This is a genomic window from Vibrio sp. Hal054 (assembly GCF_037162405.1).
GTDB classification, from domain to species: domain Bacteria; phylum Pseudomonadota; class Gammaproteobacteria; order Enterobacterales; family Vibrionaceae; genus Vibrio; species Vibrio diazotrophicus.
Window position 1 is genome coordinate 1,614,584 of sequence record NZ_JARLUT010000001.1, and the last position, 22,748, is coordinate 1,637,331.

Genomic DNA, 22,748 nt, shown 5'->3' on the forward strand with positions numbered 1-22,748 from the left:
CACATCCGATATAGATAGAAAAATGCAGTTTAGACTCTTACCTATAGGTCAGAGTCAAGCTCTTGAACACACTTATCAATCGAAATTCGATAACTTTTAATACGTTGAATTTGAAGCTCTAACTCTTTTACATTCTGTTCTACCACTTGTTGTTTTTGAATCAGAAAATCACTCACCAATTTCCAGTCAAAATCATCTTGCTTGCCTTTCAATTTAGCCAATTCGGCAAGCGATATACCAAGACTTTGAGCCTCTTTAATTATATTTATGAGATTGATATTTTCTTGAGTATAAACCCGATACTTTCCTGATCTTGAAACCCTCAACAACCCGAGAGATTCATATAATCTTATTGCTCTTTGAGTCGCTCCCGTTTGTTTAGATGCCTCATTGATAAACACATGAAATTCCTTATTTTTAGTCAAGTTCAGGCATGACGCTGCTTATGCAAAACGTATTTAATTCAACGCTAAACACCAAGCGTTGAATACTTGTATAGCGCAAAGTTTTTGAACTAAAGAGCCTAGAATTCTGGATGCTCACAGAACTGTTTCGCATCATCGCCAATTTTTAACCATTTGGGCTTTTCAGACGTAAATTCATGAAACTGATTTTCGATATCCAGTTCACCATCGAAACAGTTCGCTGAAACTGGAAATGACTTAACATCAGATAACACCTCACCAAGTGACGTCCCACAAACAGAACAAAAACATCTATTGTATTTATATGGTTCAACAGCCTTGTAGGTCGCGATTTTATCCCTACCATTAGTGATTTTGAAAGAATTAGAATTTACAAAAACTAATGTACTGGCTCCAACTTTACGACAGCGGGAACAATGGCAAGTGCCCATCATGCTTGGTTTTTCACTCAGCTCAAACTGAACGGTTCCACAGCAGCAGCTTCCTTTAATCATTATCATATTCTCCTGTTTGCGGTTTAAAGACTTAACGCTACAAACAGTAGAGCATGAAACTGTATAAATCAACAGTACTTAAATATGTAAGCACAACAGAAGTAACGAAGTTGCCCAGCCAAGGAAAAGCCTAAAAAACAAAACAGAAATTGACCAGAGTAAACTCGTAGCAAACGTTGTTATACCATTAAATCTGTACACCTAATGATCTTAAAGCTTGTTCACACTGGGAAACATTTTCAAACTGGATTGCTGCTATACCAACTGATTCTGCTCCTTTCACGTTATATGGCATATCATCTATGAACACTGTTTGCGACGCTTTTAGTTCATATTGAGAAAGCAGAGTCTGGTAGATTTCTGGCTGAGGTTTCAATAATCCTACATCTGCTGAAACTATTGCCCCGTCGAACAATTCCCAGAATGTGTAGGTGTTTTTTAAGTGGGAGACAATTTCATGAACATTATCGGTTAACGCTAGAACATTTAAGCCCGCAGACTTACAGCGTTTAATTAGGTCAACAGAGCCATGGATGAGTATTTGAGTTTGTTTCACGTAATAAAACAGGCGCTCACACTCTAACTCAGTTAACCCTAGAGCTTCCTTATATTGAGCTTTCGCATCATTTTCTGTTATTTGACCTTTATTCAAACGAAGCCAAGTTTCAGACTGAAATATTGATTTCGCTTTCTCTTCAACAGCGTTGTTGTCTCCAAATGTGAGCCTGATAATCTCCAAAGGAGACCAACGAACGACAACATTGCCGATGTCGAAAACGACGTTTTTAATCTCAACAGAACTCATTTAATACTCCTTTTAAAAAATCACATTAAAGGGTAAAAACTGACTCAGTTTGTCGAACCAAAACTGCGGAAAAATGATAAGCAAACTGATTCAAAAGATGTAGCAGTTACAACGTAGCGATGTTCTTTGCCATATTAAAGCCAGTAATAACAAAGCCGATTTCTTTATACAGTTGGAGGGCTCGATCATTTTGATAGGCCACTCTTAGCTTTATTTGATTAACGCCGACTTCTCGTAACTGTTTTTCCAAAACTGAGATAGCTTCAGTTCCATAGCCCAAGCCACGGTATTCAGAGGAAACAAAAAAGTCATATATAAAGGTAGACTGTTCTGTAGCATTAATTGAATGCCACAAATAACCAACAAGATTCAACTGTCCATTAACCTCAGCATCAATGCATAACAATGAATGCTCACTACCTTTGAGACCATCAGGAAAGCAACGATGCAGTTCCTTTTCAGCCAACTCTGTTGCTAGAACTATAGAATGACCATAATTCGCAGCTATTTCCTGACTATAATCATCGATAAAATACTGGCAATAAGCCGGAAACTCTTCTTGCTGCATTTGTCTGAGCACAACCATATTTGTTCCTTTTATGCGATAAGTTCAGCGCGCATTTGACGCGATCCATAACTACAGAACGTTAAGGATCCGAACTAACTATCTAGTTATTCTATAGGAAGACTATTTCACTAATTTCGATATGTAAGGAATATTCCTTAATTCGTCTTGCCAAGGTAAACCATACCCAACAAGTAAATCGTCATTTGTCATTTCATAGGCGTAGTATTGTGTCACTGGTATATCGACACGACCTGGCTTAACAAACAACGTAGCAACTGAAAGTGATCTCACTTCATAGTTGTTTTGAATATAAGAAACTAACCTTTTCATTGTGCCACCAGACTCTATTGCATCGTCTACCATAATGACGTCTTTGCCGAGGAGTGGGATATTCTCATGGAATATAATCGCAGATTGATTATTGCTGTCTCCGGGAGTATGTGGGCAAGATATATAGTCCATTTTGATGTCGAACTTTAATTTACGAACCAAATCAGCAGTAAACAAAATACCACCTGGCACAATTGTAATAACAACCGCTTCAGAGAACTGTCTGTTAAGTTTTTCAGCGACTATTTCAACACCATCTCGAATTTGTTGTTCACTCAAGACTAGTTCACCAACATGCTTAGATTTCACACTCTGCTCCTATTTTTGACTTATAGAGTATTAGGCTGCGTAGCCACATACCCTAACCCCTTACGTCGTAAATACAACATTCAACCGTAATCTAAAAATTCTAAGTGTTGGAAAGCAGTCTACTCCTTTCTTAAACTAGTTTGCACGGTTCATTCTCTGAAACCTCCTCAGTAACGAGGAAGCAGCCCAGCAACAAACATGTTTAATTAAATCAATGCTTTATAGTAATTTAACTCGCTCATCCAAGCATTCGTCAGAGCCCATTTCGAATTCTCGACATATCCAAGGACGATTTTCATAAATTGAGCACATTAAAGTATCTCGGTCTAAAGCAGAACACCAACCGTCATGTAGTCGCATCATTGTCTCCCCCATACTGGTCACGTTGGATAAATTCTTCTGGCACGCCAGTATCTGAAATAATCATAACTTCGAGACGACAACAACATGCCTTGCAATTTGAGCAAGATACATCTGAAGAAGAAGGATTTTTTGTTGGTATAATCATGAATCACTACAATTTGGTCAATTGCGCATGATAGCGTAATCCAATACATATGGTAGGAACTTCTTTATCAAATGTAATAGTTCCGTATAATCGCGACCCAATTACGCCACACCAACCTATCAGTGAGTTGCAAATGTCCAAACTATTTTTCAAAGGTCGAATCGATGCTAGACAAAACCACGTTATTTCAGGCTACAACGTAAAGCGTGATGTAAAAGCAGGCACTGAGGAGTCTCCAATCAATGTTGTCGTCCCAACACTAGCTCGTAAAGCAGAGATCGAAACATTGCTGTCTGAGCACTCTATTGTGGCTCATATTGTCGTGGACTCGGAGCAACCGGAGAACACGGTTGAATTAGATACGCTATTGAATAAACCTAAAACGGTTACCTTTGACAAAACACCAAACCGCAATGAACCATGCATTTGCGGAAGCGGAAAAAAGTACAAAAAGTGCTGTGCTTAAGCTCTTTGTAATTACGTTAAAAAAACCGTCTTGTGACGGTTTTTTTAAATCAGTTACCTATATTGACTCGGGGCTCTGCACGTAAGTTAAATTTGTAAAACGCTACATTAAGGCGTAAGTAACACTGTCCCTTAACAAAACCTTTCAGATCTTTGCATCGTAAACACGAAAACCACACTTGAACTTTGCAGCTAACTATTTAGCAGCCAATTTTATAAACCAAATCCAATTTTAGGTAGTTTACGAACTGAGCGAACACCCCATTGTGTTAAGTCGGGTTTAGGCTGTCCCTTGAAATCGCCAAGGCAAATATAGCCTCGAGACAAATACCGATAAAGGAAATCTCCCCCTTCAAGCGACGCTCTTTTATCATCCCCAAATGGCAGTTTGATACGCTCCACTCGAAGATCCGAGGCAGCTTTGAAAGCTGGATAAACTGTAGAGTTAACTTGGTACGAACCCAAATCATTTAGAAGAGCTTTGTCTGGCATTTTTGAGATAGTACGACTAAAGAGCATGATGAGACGCTTCTGTTGTTCAGAAGAGACAATGATCATTTCCATTTTTACTTTCCTTTGAAATAAGGAAGTATATAGAACCCCTGCTTCCCTAGATACAGAACTTTACTGAACCCTGATAATAATGAGTTGATAACAACTCTCTAATAACTTGTGTTCACTGCCACCAACACACTTAAACGTTGCGCCGTAATCACTAAAGCTAATCCACCAGCCATTGTGAACCCGAATTAAACTGTTCGTGATGTTGGTGCCTCTACGTTGTACGTTTTAATTTGCTCGCACATACATTAAATGAATACCCGTTGGCGTTATGTTGGTTAAATCTCTGCTGTAGACATATCCATATCGTTCTAATAAATCGATAGAGTGATATGTCCAACCTGCCGCGAAGGCTATACCTATCAATGCAAAGTACATACAAACCTTGTTAGCTAATTGCATTGCTTTAGCGGAATAAACTTCATTTATCTTTTTCCCCCTAATTAGCGCCTTAGGAGACATGACCAACATAGTCAATAATACTCCCATAGCACCAATAGGAACCCATAGCGTAATTACAGACAAACGGACTATAGGTTCATGGTTCAAAAGTGCCAGATAATCACCTAGTAGAAACTTGCATATCCATAGCCAACTACCGACGATGAACAAAAGAAGAGCAGCGCCAACAACTCTGACTTTATTACTCAAGTGCACTGTTAATTCCTCCTACAACTTTGTCGGATATCTTGTTCTCTGCCCACACTACCTCTATAAGAACGTATGCTAAAACAACAATGACTGATCCTGATAGGATTGATGCGCCATAGAATGCAGCAGCAAACAACGCAGCCTCTCCAGCCCCAAATTGTACTAACGCTTTAAACATGTCGGAGCCCACATTTCCAAACCAATTAACCAAGTGATAATCATCCTTAAACACAAGATCCGATGTCGCTAAGCTTGCAGACACCACAAACGTTAATGCGGCTGCACCTTTAAAGTTGGACGCTTTTGATTTGGGACTGAATCCTGCTTGCATGGATACGAGTTCAATGGATACTTTTTGCCGTTCATATTGATGCGAGTACCGTTTACAAAGGCATGTTTTAAGGCTTTGCCATTTTTATCCGTACCAGAAAATGCTACAAAGGTTTTTCCTTTACTCTCAACTAAATCTGCTTTAATACCCATATCACCAAATTGCTTAGCGATAGAATGGGCATTAAACATCGGTTCTGTATGGTTGAACCATGATTTAGAAGTATTGATGCTTGTGGCAATGGCAACAACATCACGACCAGACTCCAACCATATATTGTGCAAAATTTTGTGAGCATCTTCTAAGTCAGCAATAAGCACATGTTGATGATTCTTCGCCATTTCCTCTTCTAGCGAACATTCTGATCTAAGCGTATCTTGAAGAGAATCATCAAACATTTGTGAAGCATTCCGGCGAGCCATAACATCTGCTCTTTGTAAGGCATAACGCTCTTCGTTTGCTTGAACATAAGCCCACGCTTCTTCAGATTGTCGATGATTCTCTTGTAGCTGCTTTAAGTATCTCTCTTTGGGAGAAAGTTTACGTTTAGGAGATTCGGGTAAAGTATCTCCCTCTATCCAACGCATATTATACGAACTCATATCTCGAACCATCTTAGGGATACCTTCACTTGCTATTCGCTGCAACTGCATGATAACGCGAAAAAACGGAGGGCAAAAACATGCTCACGAGCAACAAATTGCCTTCTAAGATATAAAGAATTTTCGATAGAAAACATGACGATTAGTGTATTGGTTCTGAACACAGTAAGGGTAACTAATACGTTCTGCATGATTCGCTAAACCTAAGTTAAACCTAAACCGCCAAGCGTTTAACACATCTTCACTTCTTGTAATACGAGAGCTAATTAAAACCTCATGAAATCAGTCTAAATTCATACTGAAGCGTATCTCCTGGGCAAATTTTTACCTGTGCACATTTGGAATTAAGATACGTGTATTTTAAAACGTCTGAGAAAAAACATGCCCATATACGAAACTTATGACAAGACAACACCCTACCGCTGCCCTTTTTGGAAAGACCCCATTACTTGCACTTGCTCATCATGCCATATGCGTCGTGAGTGGGAGAAAGGATCTGCGGCATTGAAAGCCGCTGGAGCTCGTAACTTTGCACCACTTTGCTCTTCCGTGCCCAGTGTTCAATCGTTACTAAAGCCTGTACCTACCCAAGAAACAACACGAGAAAAAGTTGAACGTCAGCGTAAAGAGCGACTAGAACAGTCAGAAAAAGATTGGGCAAAGCTTCAAGACCAACAAAAGAATACCGAAGAATTTATGTTGGGTTGGATGCAAAACACCGTTACTCAATCACAAGCGCAACTTTGGGCGGACTTATTTACTGCTGAAACCAGTGAAGACCAGAAGCAATTTATTAAACAATGTAATGCTCACCTCAATGATCCCGTCAGAGAAGGGGAAATTGTCATTGTTTCCACTACCAAACCGACTACTGAGCAAGAAAAGAAAGAACTAGCCGATTTACAAGAAGACGCAAAAGCAGCTAGTGACGAGCTAGCAAAGCTAACCGATGAACAAGTAGCAATAGTAAACCGACACTTAGAATTACTAGATCACTATGCAAACCAAACTTTTGCGGCAATTAAGCAAGATGGTCTACCTAGTGACTATTACGCTTATGCCTCGTTAGGTGTCGGTATGGCATCATCCGGTGTTGTTCAACACCTGCACAATATCAATTCGGTTTTACTAGAAATTAATGAGTTGTATACCTCTCAAGTTGCCATGGCTACCAGAACTGGCGGTATCAATTACGGCACATTTGTAGCAGGTCGTGCAGAGCTCTTTATAAAGCTAGATGGTTCATTTGCGGGTTTATCTAAACGCAGTGTCAAGTTGCCACTTTACACACAAGTAAAACGCAACCTAAAACTGTCAACAAAATCTGTCATTCACCATTCTGATGAAATCCTGAAAACAGGTTTTGTTAAAAACCTCGGGAAACGTATTGCTAACGTGTCTATAGGCATAACAGCAGCAAAAGGCGTTGGTTACGTTGGATTAGTTCTTGGCGCTGCAAGCGGCGTGAATAATATGTACGAGGCTTGTAAAGTTGATAGCACAGGGAACTGTGGCAAAACAATAAGCCGTGAAGCTGTCGGTTTCCTAGGTGGAATATATGTTGGCGGGAAAATGGCGACTTGGGCAGTTGGAGGTGTCTTACTTCTACTTGGAACAGCGTCAGCCCCTGTAATTGCAGTTGCGTCTATAGGTGCGTTTGTAGCAGGGGGCTCTGCGGGGGGAATATTAGGTTCAACTCTTGGAAAAGAGTTTTCCGATGGAATTTATTCATTATATGAATTGGCGATTGAATAGATGGAACATTCAATATTTGATTTAACAGTGATAATTCCTGCTCTTATAGCTGGTTGTTATCTAATTGCTTGGGCCATCCCTGGAGCAATAATTCTTTCCGTCATATCTTTAGGTAGCTTAAAACATATTATTTTTATCGATAAGCAATTAGCAAAAGATCTAGATAAATATTATGACAATAATGGGAATATGAGATTAAATCATAATATGCCATATTCGATATCAAGTAGATTTACCAGTTACTGTCTAGCTTATCCATTTATAAAAGGTCGAGTGAAAACAAAGTCTGTTAAGTTTAAAATTTTTATGTGGATCAATTCTTTAGGCTATTGGAGTTTTTGGGGGACTGGCTTTTTCATATTGTTAGCAAAATTGATGGCCATAATTCCATAATTCCATAATTCCATAATTCCATAATTCCATAATTCCATAATTCTAAAGCTTAAGGGGTGAACAACGCCACCACCTAACCTAATCCATTGTGCCGTAAACACTAAAGCCAATTTAAACCAAAACTGCCAAGCGTTGTGAATCCCACATAAATGCTTGTATGGATAATAAGTACTCCAATCGGGTAAGGTGAGACCCAGACTTTAGCTGCAACTAAAGTTCTCTATCTGGTAGTTCGATTAAATGTTGGCTCCTCTATCGAGAGACCGGTAACAAGTACGAACGCCAGATAGAACTCCAAGCACCACACTCGAATAGTCTTCTGGGTCTCGAGCCCGCATTTGCAAGCATGAGTTAGCTTATTATGAATACAAACTCACTTCAAAACATTAATGTCGGCGTTGAAACTGGTAAGTCACAATTAGACATTTACATCCGCCCTCTCGATATTTACTTCAACGTACCGAACACTGACAAGGGGATCAACGAAGCGATTAAAGTCATTAAGAAACACTGCCCTAAACGCGTTGTTATCGAAGCCACTGGCCGCCTAGAGATGCCCAGCGAAATTACCTTATGTTATTGCCAATCCACTTCACATTAAACGCTTTGCTGGAGCGATAGGGAAAAGAGCCAAAAACGACAGATTAGATGCTGCTCTTATCGCACATTATGCCGAAGCGATTGAACCAAAACTTACACAGTTAAAGAGTGAAAACATACGTTTAATGAGTGACTTAGTTACTCGACCAATCAACTACTCTCTATGCAAACTATGGAAAAGAACCGGTTGCAAGTCTTACCAAAGGCTATCGCCTCATCAATAAAACCTACCCTTACTGCTCTCAAAAATCAGATTGAAAGAACTGAAATCAAGATCGCAAAACTCATCGATACGTGCCCCGAATAACGAGATAAAAATACCTTTTTACAAAGTATGCCTGGCGTACGGAAAATCGTTGCAGTTTCGCTCATCAGCAATGTCCCTGAACTTGGTTATATCACCAACAAACAAGCTGCTTCTCTTATAGGCGTTGCTCCCATTACCAAGGAAAGTGGTCGGTACAAAGGCAAACGAATTATCCAAGGAGGTCGAACACAGGTAAGGACAGTTCTCTATATGGCCATGATGTCAGCTATACAATGTAACCCTGTGTTTAAGATGACTTATGAACGATTACTTGCGGTAGGAAAACCCAAAAAAGTGGCGATAGTTGCCGGTATGAGAAAGATGGTTGTGATCTTAAATTCGATGCTCAGAGACGGTGTAATGTGGGATAACAATAGCGCCAGAAATTAACTATTGACGCCATAGTCTCTTGTTAGCTGGCTGCGCTGAAGCCTGATGATTGCACCCAAATGCCTAATTTGAAATACATTATGACTATACGGCCATAATGTAAAAGGGACAGCTATAAAACTGAAACCTAGCCCACGAAACATAACGGACCAAGACAAATTACGATGAAGCTCACTATAGCAAGCGAAAGACGAATTTGGTCACGGACCACTTTCAACTTCAAAAAAACCACACCAAAGAACTCAACAAAAACACAATTAGAAGTAAAACAGCTTGGCCGAATTCAACCACTTAAATGAAAGTGCCACTGGCGAGATAGTTGAAAAACGTGAACGTTCAGGTGTAAAACTCGAACCACATAACCGGAGCAAAACTGCTCTTTTAATTTTCCAGCTAACGCCCCAATCACCCGTGGAACAACCGAGGCGCGTATTTTTACCCCGCAAAAATCGCGCGGCGGTTGTGGAATCGGGTGAATTGGCTTGTTAGTGCTTTTTATACGAGGTAAACCAATTATACAGATCTTCACTTTTATACGCTTCATCCCAGCAATTATGGCCAGTATCGCTATAAAGAGTAAACTTGGCATTACCGCCATTTTTGTTAATGATATTAGCTATTTCCTCTGTGAACTTATACGGCATTACTTCGTCATTTTCACCGTGAAAGGTCCAGACCGGAATTTTTGAGAGTCTAGCAACGTCACCTAACATCGCAAAACCGCAAATTGGGGCTATTGCAGCAAACAGATCGGGGTACTTAATTGCGGTAGCCCAAGTTCCGTATCCTCCAAGACTATAACCGGTAAGGTATAGCCTAGATTGGTCTACATGGTAGGTGTCTACAATCTCATCAACCAACAATTTAATTCTATCAGGCTCCCAAGCTGAAAATTTTTCACATTGAGGAAAGACCATTACGAAAGGAAACTCAACGCCCTCCTCGATCAGCTTTGGCATCCCTTCTTTCTTCAACAATTCTAGATCGGTGCCTCGTTCCCCACTGCCATGCAGCGAAATAATTAGCGGCCATTTCTCATCCCTTTCATTGTATCCTTTTGGCAAATATACAAAGAACTTAGTTGAAAATCGGTTTTCTAACTCTTTACATAACTCTTTTAATTTAGACATGACTCTCCTAGTACATTAGCCTTGGCACTAACGCTAAGCTAAGTGGCTGCAAACCACCTCTCCACTCTAAAAAAACACCGTAAACACACTAGCCAATTGAACCAAAACCGCCACAGGTTTGCAGTCCGACTTAAGCGCCTTGTTAGCTGGTTGCGTTGAAGTTGATGTTTGCACCCAAATGCATAATTTAAAATACATTATGATTATACAGTCACAATGTAAAAGGGGCAGCTATAAAACTGAAACCTAGCCCACGAAACATAACTGACCAGAAACAATTACGATGAAGCCAACAATAGCAAGCGAATAACTTTGTTAGTCACGAACCGCTTTCAACGTCAAAGAAGCCACACCAAAGAACTCGACGAACACACTATTAAAAGTAAACGGCTTGGGTTGATTCAACCGATTAAATGAAAGTGCCACTGACGAGATACTTGAAAAACGTGAACGTTTAAGTGTAAAGCTCGAACAACAAAAACCAGAATAAAACTGCTCTTTTAATTTTCCAGCTAACGCCGAATTAAGGTGCGAACAACGCTAAGCACCTACCCAACCCACAGCACCTTAAACACTAAAACCAACTTTAAACTGAGATCGCCGAGCGTTGTGAGTCACTCTTAAATGCTTTGTTAGCCCAGTTTTTAACCGCCAGCTATACCAGATGAAGACTTGCACAAACTTAAATCTTTTGCGTAAACCCTCCAGCTATTTTTAGAAGAAGTTCGTGACTCATTGATGCACTTTACATAACCAGCTTTATTTACTTGGTAGCCGAGATAACCTCTTGAAACTAGTGCAAGTAAACCTATAGTTAGTGAAATATAAGCAACTTTGAGCCAGACCTTACTATAAGAGGTCACTTCTCTTTGTGGATGACATAACTGATGCGTCATTATACCAATGCTTCCTAGGAGTAAAGGAGGAAGAATTGCTAATGCGATGTAGGATGTATATCCAAGCAACCTGACTCTTAGCTCTAATGGCAGAAAGGGAAGCGCCAATTCTTCTGGCGCTCCAATTGCCAAATAACCGACAAGAAAAAGCGCAAAAAATACAATCCCTGAGATTTGTATTTTTTTCATTACATACCCTTTTTCAACAAATCAACTAACGAATCAGACACCCCAAATTCATTATCAGCCCAATCTAGAGCAATACCCACTCCGACGGACATACCAGCAAAAATTAACCCACTAACTAACAAGGGAGTGCCAGCAGTTGCGACTATAATTGCGGCTAGAGTTCCTGCCCCCGTAGCAACAACACCTTTAACAATATCAGCACCCGATCTACCCACTAAATCTTCCATTGTCTTTTCATCGTGCACATAAACATCAACGGCATTTATTGCAATAGCGAAGGTGATATCGACAACCAACCCAACTTTCAACATGTTGCGTGCCATATTTTTTGTGCCCAAACCAAGCTGAACAACCTGAGGATTGTTTGCACGCCAACGATTACCTTTAACGAGAGTCTTTAGGTGTTTCTTGTAACCTTTGATTATTACATAGTCTTGACCATTGGCAGGTTTTACATAAGCCACAACCCCCATGCCACCTAATCCTTTAGCGAGTTGATAAGCTCCCTTAGCATTTGCTGCACCATCCCAGATTTTTTAGAGTTATCTAACGTATCTTTGCCGTTGTATTCCAACCATAAGTTATTGGCAAACTCTTCAGCTTCCTCTAGCGACATAATCGCTAGGTCAACAACCTTTTGGGTATACTCAACATCAAGTTGTTCACTTTTAGTAAAATCATATGGTGGCCAATAACCTGAACCTTGTGGAATTTGAGCGGTTTTCAAAGCAACAGCTTCGCATACACTCGCTGAAGAATGCGCGTTTTTAGCTTTAGTTTGAATAGCAACTTGAGATTCTGTTGAGAACGATGAAGATGATAACGCGGAGTTTTTCGCAGGCTGATATACATCACCGATGTTCACTGTACCACTACCAATCGTTACCCCTCCGCAACTAATTGCGCCACCAGTAATGGCTGCTGGTTTACCATTTATTTTGACAGTTGATGAACCAGACGCAATGGTACGTCCATGGGGTGGATGTTTGGGTTTATCGTGTGGAGCTAACGGATCTCCAACCCGTGCTGCGGGCAGGCCATCAAATTTCACATCAGGAGAGCCTGCCGTAACAGGAGTAGGTGGAAAACCATCATGGTCAGTACCTATATCGCCAACTTTAACGCCTTTAGACATAACGTTCGTCCTATCTTTATTTTGTCCGAAGATTATATCTATATGCACTACCACGAATAATCATCAACTATTCTAGTTTGTGAACTTACTCCAAAGTTTGCGATAGTGGGCTAACGCCCGCTTAAGTGGTGAGCAACGTAACACGATGTAAATACATACCACCTTAATCACTAAAATCAACGCATGATAAAAATGCCACGCGTTGCGAATCCGTCTTAAAGCGTTTGTTAGCCCAAGTTTAACCGCCCGCGATGCCAGATGAAGACTTACACAATGCTCTCTTCTTAGCATAAATACGCCAACTGCTCTTTGAGGATGTACGTGACTCCTGAGAACATTTTACATACCCAGCTTTATCCACTTGATAGCCTAAGTAATAGCGAGGAACAATCGCCAATATCGACAATGCAACTGTAAAGCAAGTGAGTTTAATCGAAATGCCTTTATATCTATCGGCATACTCGGCGACACTTTTTTTAGGGTACAGTAATTGATGAAAAATAATGGAGATAACACCTAGGAGCAAAGGAATGCTGCCAACTAGCATTGAATAATTTAAGTAAGACAGCAAACGCACTCTATCACCCAACGCCTTGAATGGCATTAACAATTCATTATAGAGACCAAGCCATATCAATACAGCCAAAAAAAGTAAAAAAACATAACCAAAGCTAATCGTAATACCACTAGTTTTATTCCTTCATAACTTCAACAAGCGCATCTGATATTCCGTACGTATTGTCTATATTGTCAAGAGAAAAACCCGCACCAACAGAAACCAACGCAAACACAACACCGACAGTTAAAAGAGGGAAACCAAGTGCACTCAAGCCTACAGCGGCCAGTGTCCCCAAGCCCGTTGCTAGCATACCCTTTGCAATGTCGGAACCTGACCTATCCACAAAATCTATCATTGTTTTTTCATCGTGCACATAAACATCAACGGCATTTATTGCAATAGCGAAGGTGATGTCGACAACCAACCCAACTTTCAACATGTTGCGTGCCATATTTTTTGTGCCCAAACCAAGCTGAACAACCTGAGGATTGTTTGCACGCCAACAGTTACCTTTAACGAGAGTTTTTAGGTGTTTTTTGTAACCTTTGATTATTACGTAGTCTTGACCATTGGCAGGTTTGACATAAGCCACTACACCCATACCACCTAACCCTTTAGCGAGTTGATAGGCATCCTTAGCATTTGCTGCACCATCCCAGATTTTTTTGGAGTTATCTAACGTATCTTTGCCGTTGTATTCCAACCATAAGTTATTGGCAAACTCTTCAGCTTCCTCTAGCGACATAACCGCTAGGTCAACAACCTTTCGGGTATACTCAACATCAAGTTGTTCACTTTTAGTAAAATCATACGGGGGCCAATAACCTGAACCTTGTGGAATTTGAGCGGATTTCGAAGCAACAGCTTCGGTTACACTCGCTGAAGAATGCGCTTTTTGAGCTTTAGTTTGAATAGCAGCTTGAGATTCTGTTGAGGATGATGAAGCTGATAACGCAGACATTTCCGCAGGCTGATATACATCACCGATGTTCACTGTACCACTACCAATCGTTACCCCTCCGCAACTAATTGCGCCACCAGTAATGGCTGCTGGTTTACCATTTATTTTGACGGTTGATGAACCGGACGATATCGTACGTCCATGAGGGGGATGCTTGGGTTTATCGTGTGGAGCTAGCGGGTCTCCAACCCTTGCTGCGGGTTGACCATCAAATTTCACATCAGGAGAGCCTGCCGTAACAGGAGTAGGTGGAAAACCATCATGGTCAGTACCTATATCGCCAACTTTAACGCTTTTAGACATAACGTTCGTCCTATCTTTATTTTGTCTGAAGATTATATCAATATGCACCACCACGAATAACAATCCACTATTCTAGTTTGTGAACTTACTCCAAAGTTTGCGACAGTGGGCTAACGCTAAGCTAAGTGGCTGCAAACCAATACTAAACTCAAAACAACCACCGGAAACACACTAGCCAATTTGAACCAAAACCGCCACAGGTTTGCAGTCCGATTTAAGCGCCTTGTTAGCTGGTTGCGTTGAAGCTTGATGTTTGCACCCAAATGCATAATTTGGAATACATTATGACTATACGAGCGCAATGTAAAAGGGACAGCTATAAAACTAAAACCTAGCCCACGAAACATAACTGACCAATAAAAATTACGATGAAGCAAACAATAGCAAGCTCAAGACGAATTTGGTCGCGAACTATTTTCAACATCAAAGAAACCACGCCAAAGAACTCGACAAACACATCATTAAAGTAAACGACTTGGGTAGATTCAGCCATTTAATTGAAAGTGCCACTGGCGAGATAGTTGAAAGACGTGGAATTTCAGGTGTAAAGCTCGAACCACATAACCGGAGCAAAACTGCTCTTTTAATTTTCCAGCTAACGGTGCGTTAAGGTGTGAGCGACGATTGGCTATACTTGAGCGAAGCGAAATTGCCAAGCGTTGCGAATCACTCTTAAATGCTTTGTTATGCATTTCCTTGCAACTTTGCACGTAACTCACAGGGAAGACACGGCTCATTGCCAGCTAGCTTCCCCAACAACAGCGCAGCTGTTTGATGGCTATCTAATTTTCTATGTGATGCCGAAGCTAGTATTTCATAAGCCCACAACGATTCCGATCTGTTGTAATATTCTAAAACACCTGACTTTCTTAAGCCATCAGCGCTGAAGCTATTACCTGAGTAGCCATGTCCCCAGCCCATACTGGAAATAAAAGGCTTATCAATTTCAGAGGAGTCGTATTCCAAAACAAGAGGATATTGACCATTATTGCCACCATTCCAATTACCAGATATTGCCACCAATAATACACTCATTCATCATCCTCTTACGATTATGCATAACGCCCAATTAAGGGGTGAGTAACGCAACACCGATGCCGCCGCAAACCGCCTTAATCACTAAAACTGACGCATAGCAAAAATGCCACGCGTTACGAATCCCTCTTGAATTGTTTGTTAGGCAATTATATCAACGTCAGCTGTGCCTCTAGTTGGTTGACCTCTAAGTGACACATTCGCAAGGCGTCAGCTAACTTGATATCACCATCAATGTGACCTGTAACGGTTGTCAGAAACACTTCATAGTCATCTGGATGAGGAAAGTGCTTTAACATCAATAATTGTATAGAGAACAGGACTATACGTGTTGCAGTTTCAACCAAAGATATCTCTGGGCAGACAGGATTATTTTCACCATCAGGGTAAGGGAACTCCATACTACCATGTGCAAATAGATTTCTAAGTTCATATACAGCGTATAAACCAACTCCCGAAACACCAAACTCTTTCAATTCACCAATTCTGGTTTCGACACGTTCATAGCCAATCGATTGTTGGGCTAACTCCCTGAACATAGTGGTTTCAGTAAGTAACTCTGGTATTGAATCTGCGCGGTTAAAGGTACTTAACCAGAAACAAGCATCTCTAATCTTTCCGCGCTTAGATTTATCTGGATTCTTAGGGGGTTTAACTATATCAATTGTGGACTCTAAAGCACCCCAAACAAAATTGAAAATGGCTAACTTTTCAGCAAAGATCGGCAGTAACTTATCCCTAGCTAAGTCAAATTCATCAGAAGGTGAACACCAGCCAAAGCTATTGTTGTATTTGATAGTATCAAGGGAGACTGATTCAATAGAAGCGGCGATTTGCAACCACTGATAAACGCCACTCCATTCAACAACATCATCTGTTGAGAACATAACATGTGACAGTGTTGCTATATGATCATTTAGTTGTATCAATACTTGTCCTCTTACGATATTGCCTAACGCCAAGCTAAGTGGCTGCAAACCACCACTAAACTCAAACTAACTACCGTAAACACACTAGCCAATTTGAATCAAAACCGCCATAGGTTTGCAGTCCGTCTTAAGCGCCTTGTTATATTTCGTTCTCAATGCAGAAATAACACATGCACAAATATAGTAAGAAACCATTACATAACCGATATTGCTCGATTTTCGACTACTGTATTAGCTTCCGCACGCTCGATAATTTTTAACAACACCGATTGAATTGCTTCGTCTTCTCTGACGTCTTTGTCACTCGTGAATCGTTGTATTTGTGGCTCGCCATTCTCTTCAGATAAAAAGGTAATGACAACTTCCGTCGCTAAATCTGGCGTTTTACCGAAATACTCTATTGAGATTTGCGGATAACCTTTGAAACCTCGTTGTACTCGTTTCAGTATGCGTTTTTTCGCTTTATCCACATTCATCAGTAAATCCTTTTTGATTGCTGAACTTAAAAAAATATAACGCTAAGCTAAGTGGTGAGCAACTCTACCACGACACTCATTATCGCACCGTAAACACTTAAGCCGATTCAAACCAAAACTGCCGAGCGTTGCGAATCCGCCTTAAAGCGATTGTTATACATCTAATTCGAAAACACTAATTTTGCAGGTTTTGCATGACAATTGCCTACATACGAAATATCTGTTCCCCCACCGTTTGCATATGCTTTTAATATTACTGACATTGATGAGGTTTTGTCTGCACGCTCTGATTGCAGGTCTTTGAAAGTCCAAACTTCATAAAACACTGGAGGGGCATACTCAACCTTGTTAACTCCCACTAGATCACTCCTACTAAAACCACATTCGTTTTTGAAAACCCGAAATATATCAGTAAGCAGAACTTCACTATGTTTAGCGATAGTCTCGCTTTCACTTCCGGCTGGTTCTAGGGTATATGACGTATGGGTTTCTGCTTTTTCAGATAAAATATAACGATATGGATACTGCTCTATTAAGAACTTTTCGTTGGTATTGTTAACTGTATTAACCATTGAATTGGAACACCCAAGCAATAAAAGCACACTAGCGCTAATTGCCATTAATTTGATGCTTTTCATAAAACTCCCTTTAGATTTATAACGCCGCGTTAAGTAGTGAGCAACGCTAACCACACAGCCTAAGCCATTGCACTGTAAACACTAAAGCCGACTAAAACCAAAAATGCCACGCGTTGCGAATCTGTCTTAAACGCTTTGTTATGCGCTTTAGTAACGTGCCCATATTTGCTTTAGCTTACACCCAAGGACCCCTTCTAATTCTGAAAGTTGAACCTTAGATATACCGTCATCAGAATAAGGATTCCATATGCATAGTTCAAACATTGAGAAACTAGCCGAACCACAGAAATCAACGCTTTGAATTGCGGCATATTGCCCGCAGCACGGCATTTTAACATTTAGTGCCTGTAAATCAGGTGAACTTGATAGGATCTCATCTAGTTCATACCACCATTCTGTTCCTATGTCGTTTTCTTGAAATGGATTAATGTCAGTGCTCTTACGACATAATGAACAAGTGATCTTTTCTAAGTTACTGCCACTGTCTATGAATCTTACTGAATCTGAGAACTTTACTTCAGCTTGCTCACCATCCGGAAAAAAACCTTCTAATAAATCTCTAGCTTTTTCCGCCGAATTTATTTCGGGAACAAAGTATTTGTCCTTTGGAACTAATTTTAAAACTTGATCAGACATGTACTCTCCTTTCCGCGCATAACGCTAAGCTAAGTGGCTGCAAACACCACCAAACCCAAAATAACCACCGTAAACACCCTACCCAATTGAACCAAAACCGCCACAGGTTTGCAGTCCGACTTAAGTGCCTTGTTAGCTGGTTACGCTGAAGCTTAATGTTTGCAACCAAATGCCTACATTATGACTATACGAACACAATGTAAAAGAGACAGCTATAAAACTGAAACCTAGCCCACGAAACATAACCGACCAAAAAAATTACGATGAAGCCCACTATAGCAAGCGAACAACGAATTTGGTCACGAACTACTTTCAGCTTCAAAGAAGCCACACCAAAGAACTCGACAAAAACACAATTAGAAGTAAAACTTCTTGACCGAATTCAATCACTTAAATGAAAGTGCCACTGGCGAGATAGTTGAAATACGGGGGTTTTCAGGTGTGAAGCTCGAACCACATAATCAAAACAAAACTGCTCTTAACATTTCCAGCTAACGCCGCGTTAAGTGGTGAACAACGCAAACCACCAAACCTAAACCATTGCACTTTAAACACTTAAGCTAACTTGAGCCAAAACCGCCAAACGTTGTGAATCCGCCTTAAACGCTTTGTTAGGAATTATTCTGAGACGATCGCTGAATAATAACCGACTGTCAGCAATGACAATACAGAAACAACTGCAATGGCATCAGCTGTGACGGCAACAGGGGTAAATACAATTTTCGCTACTTTTGAAATTCCGCCTTCAGGCTCCTCCACTATAATAAGTTGATCCTGATCGAAGGAAGTAACTTGGAGCTCACCTTCGATATGATACAACTTGCCTGACAGTCGAGTTTTATATGCAAGCCCGTTTGATGCTTTTGTAAAACCTAACCCCAAAAGAACTTTTGCTTCTGATGAATCACTGGCAACATCCGTGGTCAACTTGAGCATCCCAGTTACCGTATTATTGTCATTAATTTTAAAGTAATCGTACTTTGGCAGAAAATCGAATTCATGACTTGCTGATAGAATATCTTTAAAGTCTTTAGAAATATTGAAAATATAACTATATCTATCACCATCAATGATCAGTAGATCCTTATCCGGAACAACATAGTAGCCAGTCACCTTTTCTGTAAAGGTAGGAGGCTCCCACAGTGCGGAAGTACATCCTGTTATGGCGAATAATGCCAAAAGAACGATTGTAATGCGCTTCATGAGTACTCCTAATTCCTAACGCTAAGCTAAGTGGCTGCAAATACCACCAAACCCAATTTAACCACCGTAAACACCCTACCCAATTGAACCAAAACCGCCACAGGTTTGCAGTCCGGCTTAAGCGCCTTGTTAGCTGGTTGCGTTGAAGCTTAATGTTTGCAACCAAATGCCTAATTTGAAATACATTATGACTATACGAACACAATGTAAAAGGGACAGCTATAAAACTGAAACTTAGCCCACGAAACATAACTAACCCATAATAATTACGATGAAGCAAACAATAGCAAGCTCAAGACGAGTTTGGTCGCGAACCACTTTCAACATCAAAGAAGCCACACCAAAGAACTCGGCAAACACACAACTAGAAGTAAAACGGCTTGGCTGAATTCAACCACTTAAATGAAAGTGCCACTGGCGAGATAGTTGAAAAACGTGAACGTTCAGGTGTAAAGCTCGAACCACAAAGCCAGAACAAAACTGCTCTTTTATTTTTCCAGCTAACGCCCAGTTAAGGGGTGAACAACGCAATACCGAAGCTGCTGCATACCACCTTATACACTAATACCAACGCATAGTAAAAATGCCACGCGTTGTGAATCCCTCTTGAACTGTTTGTTAAGTGTATGATTACATGAGTCTATTAACAGTAACCAAGATCAAAATTGCTAAGATTAAAACTAGGTTAGTTGTTGATGTAGACAATAGTAATTGAACTGACTCTATATACATTTTTACCTCCAGTGTTGATGGATAAATGTTAGCGTCATTCGGATTCAGTTCTAAGGAAAGTTACACAACTTATAGTTCAACAACTTTCCCTTCTACGTCTAAGAAAGTTCCCAACGTTCTTTCTTGATAAATCAAAATCCCAACCAGTAACAGTTGCAACTACATTGATAAAAACATCAGAGTTGGAAAGCTTGATATCATCGCTAGATTTTTCTAAACATGCAAAAGTCCATGCATGGAATATTTTTTCTACAACATTTTGAGATTTCGCTTTGATAAAATGAGCATGATACTCAGACTCTAACTTCGTTTTCTCAGTTAATAAGTCTAGAAAATCTACTACCGATATTCAGTCAAAATGCTTAAAACCATGAGAATCAACTTTACATGGTTTTAAGCCCAAATCGTCAGAACCGATTTGCAAAGTTCGATCAGTTTTTGCGTCATGTCTTACGACCAAGTCGCGAAGTTTTTGGGTAGACTTAACTATATCGTCAAAAAGCTCGCGCATCTCTTTAGGGTAATTTGCTAAATTTCTAGTCAATTGAATCGAACCCCATTCATCTATTGGTAGTTGACCAAGCCCATTCAATTGATACTCTATGTTTTTTATTAGATGGGTAAACTCCTTCTCAGGCATTTGAAGAAGTGAGTTTAATGAATCTACCTGATATTGACTTAGTTTATTATTGACCATACTTCACCAATACACTTAACGCTAAGCTAAGTGGCTGCAAACACCACTAAACCCAAAATAACCACCGTAAACACACTAGCCAATTGAACCAAAACCGCCACGCGTTTGCAGTCCGACTTAAGCGCCTTGTTATGTTCGAACTTAAAGCGCCACAACGGCCTCTATTTCTATTTTTAGATCTGGATGAATTAACTTTGATACTTCAACAAGTGAGCAAGCAGGAAGAAATCCATCGTAGAATTGGAAAAGTTGCTCTCGGATTGAGGCTAACAAACCAATATCTCGCACAAATATTGTGAGCTTTAATAAATCACTCTTTGCCCGCTGTTCACATTCAAGAATTGTAGCTATTTGACCGAGAATTTCTGTACTTTGCGCCACTAAATCCGATGATTGTGCAACTGTCCCGTATGCAGTAAGCCCAGATATATAAAGCGTTTTATTATGCTTAGTCGCATGAACATAAGGACCAGCTATTTGAGGGAGCCCTTCGTAATTTATCCTTTCAACCAATTGATTTCTCCTAAGAACATAACGCTCTGTTAAGGTGTGAGCAACGCAATACCGAAGCCGCTGCAAACCACCTTAATCACCAAAACTAACGCATAGCAAAAATGCCATGCGTTGGGAATCCCTCTTAAACAGTTTGTTATGATTCAGGCTCTTCACCGTTTGGACGCAACTGATGCTGAAGACCTAGTAAGAAGTTTCGAAGAACTTGGTCTTTGCATTCTCTGTAATGCTTATTCTCAGGCTTGCGGAAAAATGCGCTCAGTTCATGCTTGCTTAAACGAAAGTCGACAAGCTGCAAAATCTCGATGATGTCCTCGGCTTTCAAGTTCAAAGCAATACGTAACTTTTGGAATACGATATTATGACTTAACTTCGCTTCTGGCTTAGGCTGCTCACCTTCGCGCTTGCCACGCTTGAAATTGATAAAGCCGTTTAGAAATACTGCTAACTCTGTATCACTAAGTTCGACAAAAGATTCATCTTCTTCTTTTTTCAGCCAACTAGTGACTTGTTCACTCGTCACATTGAAGTCTGCTAAAGAGTAGATTTCTGCCATTACACTGTCTTTCAAATCGAATGTATAACGTACACGGCGTAAAATATCATTATTGGTCAAATTAGTTCCTAGTCTTAGGTAAATCCAGTGATATCGACGTGATTACTGGAAGACTTGGATTTTATCAGATTTGCGGTCGACACCCTACCAATTGTGCCAATTTGCGAGAGAATCATAACGCTAAGCTAAGTGGCTGCAAACCACAACCAAACTAAAAATAACCACCGTAAACACACTAGCTAATTGAACCAAAACCGCCATGGGTTTGCAGTCCGGCTTAAGCGCCTTGTTAGCTGGTTGCGTTGAAGTTTGATGTTTGATGTTTGCACCCAAATGCATAATTTGGAATACATTATGACTATACGAGCGCAATGTAAAAGGGACAGCTATAAAACTAAAACCTAGCCCACGAAACATAACTGACCAATAAAAATTACGATGATGCAAACAATAGCAAGCTCAAGACGAATTTGGTCGCGAACTATTTTCAACATCAAAGAAACCACGCCAAAGAACTCGACAAACACATCATTAAAGTAAACGACTTGGGTAGATTCAGCCATTTAATTGAAAGTGCCACTGGCGAGATAGTTGAAAGACGTGGAATTTCAGGTGTAAAGCTCGAACCACATAACCGGAGCAAAACTGCTCTTTTAATTTTCCAGC

25 protein-coding genes and 5 pseudogenes are annotated in these 22,748 nt (G+C 40.3%); 4 read left to right on the forward strand and 26 right to left on the reverse strand.

Annotated features, from left to right (window positions below; translation table 11 throughout):
* Positions 1-41 precede the first annotated feature (41 nt).
* The 6 genes and pseudogenes from P4S58_RS07410 to P4S58_RS07435 all read right to left on the reverse strand — a co-directional run bounded on the left by P4S58_RS07410 (position 42) and on the right by P4S58_RS07435 (position 3,439).
* Complete coding sequence (locus P4S58_RS07410) at positions 42-401, reverse strand: MerR family transcriptional regulator (RefSeq protein ID WP_102966522.1); 360 nt, start codon at positions 399-401, stop codon at positions 42-44.
* Positions 402-523: 122 nt separating this feature from the next.
* Positions 524-919: a GFA family protein gene (locus tag P4S58_RS07415; protein WP_102966521.1), complete on the reverse strand. Its 396-nt coding sequence runs from the start codon at positions 917-919 to the stop codon at positions 524-526.
* Between the two features lie 187 nt (positions 920-1,106).
* The gene (locus tag P4S58_RS07420) at positions 1,107-1,724 is read right to left on the reverse strand and encodes an HAD family hydrolase (protein WP_337163415.1); all 618 of its coding nucleotides are present in this window, start codon (positions 1,722-1,724) and stop codon (positions 1,107-1,109) included.
* Between the two features lie 106 nt (positions 1,725-1,830).
* Positions 1,831-2,310: a GNAT family N-acetyltransferase gene (locus P4S58_RS07425; protein WP_042482230.1), complete on the reverse strand. Its 480-nt coding sequence runs from the start codon at positions 2,308-2,310 to the stop codon at positions 1,831-1,833.
* Between the two features lie 102 nt (positions 2,311-2,412).
* Positions 2,413-2,931 carry a phosphoribosyltransferase gene (locus tag P4S58_RS07430; protein WP_337163417.1) on the reverse strand — a complete coding sequence of 173 codons (519 nt, stop codon included), beginning with the start codon at positions 2,929-2,931 and terminating at the stop codon, positions 2,413-2,415.
* A 219-nt stretch (positions 2,932-3,150) separates the two neighbouring features.
* Positions 3,151-3,439 (reverse strand): annotated as a pseudogene (locus P4S58_RS07435) (YkgJ family cysteine cluster protein).
* Positions 3,440-3,572: 133 nt separating this feature from the next.
* Between P4S58_RS07435 and P4S58_RS07440 the strand changes: the two are divergent.
* Entirely contained in the window at positions 3,573-3,905 is a 333-nt protein-coding gene (locus P4S58_RS07440) for a PBPRA1643 family SWIM/SEC-C metal-binding motif protein (RefSeq protein ID WP_042482227.1), read from the forward strand.
* 212 nt (positions 3,906-4,117) lie between these two features.
* On the opposite strand, the gene P4S58_RS07445 is transcribed toward P4S58_RS07440, so the two are convergent.
* From P4S58_RS07445 to P4S58_RS07455, 3 genes and pseudogenes are all read right to left on the reverse strand, one after another.
* The gene (locus tag P4S58_RS07445) at positions 4,118-4,468 is read right to left on the reverse strand and encodes a hypothetical protein (protein WP_042482225.1); all 351 of its coding nucleotides are present in this window, start codon (positions 4,466-4,468) and stop codon (positions 4,118-4,120) included.
* 225 nt (positions 4,469-4,693) lie between these two features.
* Entirely contained in the window at positions 4,694-5,122 is a 429-nt protein-coding gene (locus P4S58_RS07450; RefSeq protein WP_337163420.1) for a hypothetical protein, read from the reverse strand.
* Positions 5,109-6,034: pseudogene (locus P4S58_RS07455) on the reverse strand (hypothetical protein). Before P4S58_RS07455 ends, P4S58_RS07450 begins: the two are co-directional and overlap by 14 nt.
* Before the next feature lie 486 nt (positions 6,035-6,520).
* Between P4S58_RS07455 and P4S58_RS07460 the strand changes: the two are divergent.
* The 3 genes and pseudogenes from P4S58_RS07460 (at position 6,521) to P4S58_RS07470 (ending at position 9,494) form a co-directional block, all read left to right on the forward strand.
* Positions 6,521-7,804 carry a hypothetical protein gene (locus P4S58_RS07460; RefSeq protein WP_337164536.1) on the forward strand — a complete coding sequence of 428 codons (1,284 nt, stop codon included), beginning with the start codon at positions 6,521-6,523 and terminating at the stop codon, positions 7,802-7,804.
* Positions 7,805-8,197, forward strand: a complete 393-nt coding sequence (locus tag P4S58_RS07465) for a hypothetical protein (protein WP_337163421.1) — start codon at positions 7,805-7,807, stop codon at positions 8,195-8,197.
* Between the two features lie 361 nt (positions 8,198-8,558).
* Positions 8,559-9,494, forward strand: a pseudogene (locus P4S58_RS07470) (IS110 family transposase).
* A gap of 485 nt (positions 9,495-9,979) precedes the next feature.
* Here the strand turns inward: P4S58_RS07470 and P4S58_RS07475 are convergent.
* The 17 genes and pseudogenes from P4S58_RS07475 to P4S58_RS07560 form a co-directional block, all read right to left on the reverse strand.
* Positions 9,980-10,624 (reverse strand): prolyl oligopeptidase family serine peptidase, encoded by a 645-nt coding sequence (locus P4S58_RS07475; RefSeq protein ID WP_102966513.1) that lies wholly within the window; start codon positions 10,622-10,624, stop codon positions 9,980-9,982.
* Positions 10,625-11,268: 644 nt separating this feature from the next.
* On the reverse strand, positions 11,269-11,709 hold the full coding sequence (locus tag P4S58_RS07480) for a hypothetical protein (RefSeq protein WP_042487452.1): 441 nt from the start codon (positions 11,707-11,709) through the stop codon (positions 11,269-11,271).
* Positions 11,709-12,182, reverse strand: a complete 474-nt coding sequence (locus P4S58_RS07485; RefSeq protein WP_102969808.1) for a hypothetical protein — start codon at positions 12,180-12,182, stop codon at positions 11,709-11,711. Before P4S58_RS07485 ends, P4S58_RS07480 begins: the two co-directional genes overlap by 1 nt.
* A 380-nt stretch (positions 12,183-12,562) precedes the next feature.
* Positions 12,563-12,844: pseudogene (locus P4S58_RS07490) on the reverse strand (type VI secretion system PAAR protein); the annotation flags it as partial.
* A gap of 238 nt (positions 12,845-13,082) precedes the next feature.
* Positions 13,083-13,448, reverse strand: a complete 366-nt coding sequence (locus tag P4S58_RS07495) for a DUF1240 domain-containing protein (RefSeq protein WP_180980489.1) — start codon at positions 13,446-13,448, stop codon at positions 13,083-13,085.
* 937 nt (positions 13,449-14,385) lie between these two features.
* A pseudogene (locus P4S58_RS07500) lies at positions 14,386-14,667 on the reverse strand (type VI secretion system PAAR protein); the annotation flags it as partial.
* A gap of 331 nt (positions 14,668-14,998) precedes the next feature.
* Positions 14,999-15,160 carry a hypothetical protein gene (locus P4S58_RS07505; RefSeq protein WP_180980384.1) on the reverse strand — a complete coding sequence of 54 codons (162 nt, stop codon included), beginning with the start codon at positions 15,158-15,160 and terminating at the stop codon, positions 14,999-15,001.
* Between the two features lie 191 nt (positions 15,161-15,351).
* The gene (locus tag P4S58_RS07510; protein WP_102967404.1) at positions 15,352-15,702 is read right to left on the reverse strand and encodes a hypothetical protein; all 351 of its coding nucleotides are present in this window, start codon (positions 15,700-15,702) and stop codon (positions 15,352-15,354) included.
* A gap of 149 nt (positions 15,703-15,851) precedes the next feature.
* Positions 15,852-16,631 (reverse strand): hypothetical protein, encoded by a 780-nt coding sequence (locus P4S58_RS07515; protein ID WP_102967403.1) that lies wholly within the window; start codon positions 16,629-16,631, stop codon positions 15,852-15,854.
* Positions 16,632-16,825: 194 nt separating this feature from the next.
* Positions 16,826-17,107: a hypothetical protein gene (locus P4S58_RS07520; RefSeq protein WP_180980417.1), complete on the reverse strand. Its 282-nt coding sequence runs from the start codon at positions 17,105-17,107 to the stop codon at positions 16,826-16,828.
* A 161-nt stretch (positions 17,108-17,268) separates the two neighbouring features.
* Positions 17,269-17,745, reverse strand: a complete 477-nt coding sequence (locus tag P4S58_RS07525) for a hypothetical protein (protein WP_102967344.1) — start codon at positions 17,743-17,745, stop codon at positions 17,269-17,271.
* 147 nt (positions 17,746-17,892) lie between these two features.
* Positions 17,893-18,381, reverse strand: coding sequence for a hypothetical protein (locus P4S58_RS07530; protein ID WP_102967345.1), 489 nt, complete (start codon positions 18,379-18,381; stop codon positions 17,893-17,895).
* Between the two features lie 618 nt (positions 18,382-18,999).
* Complete coding sequence (locus P4S58_RS07535) at positions 19,000-19,584, reverse strand: hypothetical protein (RefSeq protein WP_042487483.1); 585 nt, start codon at positions 19,582-19,584, stop codon at positions 19,000-19,002.
* 1,081 nt (positions 19,585-20,665) lie between these two features.
* The gene (locus P4S58_RS07545; RefSeq protein ID WP_337163423.1) at positions 20,666-21,013 is read right to left on the reverse strand and encodes a hypothetical protein; all 348 of its coding nucleotides are present in this window, start codon (positions 21,011-21,013) and stop codon (positions 20,666-20,668) included.
* Between the two features lie 141 nt (positions 21,014-21,154).
* A complete protein-coding gene (locus P4S58_RS07550; protein ID WP_042487486.1) occupies positions 21,155-21,526 on the reverse strand; it encodes a RidA family protein in 372 nt (123 codons plus the stop codon).
* Positions 21,527-21,662: 136 nt separating this feature from the next.
* Positions 21,663-22,142 carry a DUF1456 family protein gene (locus P4S58_RS07555; RefSeq protein WP_102955748.1) on the reverse strand — a complete coding sequence of 160 codons (480 nt, stop codon included), beginning with the start codon at positions 22,140-22,142 and terminating at the stop codon, positions 21,663-21,665.
* Positions 22,143-22,483: 341 nt separating this feature from the next.
* The gene (locus P4S58_RS07560; protein WP_337163424.1) at positions 22,484-22,645 is read right to left on the reverse strand and encodes a hypothetical protein; all 162 of its coding nucleotides are present in this window, start codon (positions 22,643-22,645) and stop codon (positions 22,484-22,486) included.
* Between the last annotated feature and the right edge of the window lie 103 nt (positions 22,646-22,748).

Coding starts and splice junctions, on each gene's coding strand:
- P4S58_RS07425 (WP_042482230.1), bottom strand. CDS start 2,310: ATGGTTGTGCTCAGACAAATGCAGCAAGAAGAGTTTCCGGCTTATTGC.
- P4S58_RS07465 (WP_337163421.1), top strand. CDS start 7,805: ATGGAACATTCAATATTTGATTTAACAGTGATAATTCCTGCTCTTATA.
- P4S58_RS07475 (WP_102966513.1), bottom strand. CDS start 10,624: ATGTCTAAATTAAAAGAGTTATGTAAAGAGTTAGAAAACCGATTTTCA.
- P4S58_RS07530 (WP_102967345.1), bottom strand. CDS start 18,381: ATGTCTGATCAAGTTTTAAAATTAGTTCCAAAGGACAAATACTTTGTT.
- P4S58_RS07545 (WP_337163423.1), bottom strand. CDS start 21,013: ATGGTCAATAATAAACTAAGTCAATATCAGGTAGATTCATTAAACTCA.
- P4S58_RS07445 (WP_042482225.1), bottom strand. CDS start 4,468: ATGGAAATGATCATTGTCTCTTCTGAACAACAGAAGCGTCTCATCATG.
- P4S58_RS07480 (WP_042487452.1), bottom strand. CDS start 11,709: ATGAAAAAAATACAAATCTCAGGGATTGTATTTTTTGCGCTTTTTCTT.
- P4S58_RS07510 (WP_102967404.1), bottom strand. CDS start 15,702: ATGAGTGTATTATTGGTGGCAATATCTGGTAATTGGAATGGTGGCAAT.
- P4S58_RS07520 (WP_180980417.1), bottom strand. CDS start 17,107: ATGAATGTGGATAAAGCGAAAAAACGCATACTGAAACGAGTACAACGA.
- P4S58_RS07415 (WP_102966521.1), bottom strand. CDS start 919: ATGATTAAAGGAAGCTGCTGCTGTGGAACCGTTCAGTTTGAGCTGAGT.
- P4S58_RS07505 (WP_180980384.1), bottom strand. CDS start 15,160: ATGGCTGAATCTACCCAAGTCGTTTACTTTAATGATGTGTTTGTCGAG.
- P4S58_RS07535 (WP_042487483.1), bottom strand. CDS start 19,584: ATGAAGCGCATTACAATCGTTCTTTTGGCATTATTCGCCATAACAGGA.
- P4S58_RS07525 (WP_102967344.1), bottom strand. CDS start 17,745: ATGAAAAGCATCAAATTAATGGCAATTAGCGCTAGTGTGCTTTTATTG.
- P4S58_RS07495 (WP_180980489.1), bottom strand. CDS start 13,448: ATGCCATTCAAGGCGTTGGGTGATAGAGTGCGTTTGCTGTCTTACTTA.
- P4S58_RS07420 (WP_337163415.1), bottom strand. CDS start 1,724: ATGAGTTCTGTTGAGATTAAAAACGTCGTTTTCGACATCGGCAATGTT.
- P4S58_RS07440 (WP_042482227.1), top strand. CDS start 3,573: ATGTCCAAACTATTTTTCAAAGGTCGAATCGATGCTAGACAAAACCAC.
- P4S58_RS07485 (WP_102969808.1), bottom strand. CDS start 12,182: ATGGGGGTTGTGGCTTATGTAAAACCTGCCAATGGTCAAGACTATGTA.
- P4S58_RS07560 (WP_337163424.1), bottom strand. CDS start 22,645: ATGGCTGAATCTACCCAAGTCGTTTACTTTAATGATGTGTTTGTCGAG.
- P4S58_RS07460 (WP_337164536.1), top strand. CDS start 6,521: ATGCGTCGTGAGTGGGAGAAAGGATCTGCGGCATTGAAAGCCGCTGGA.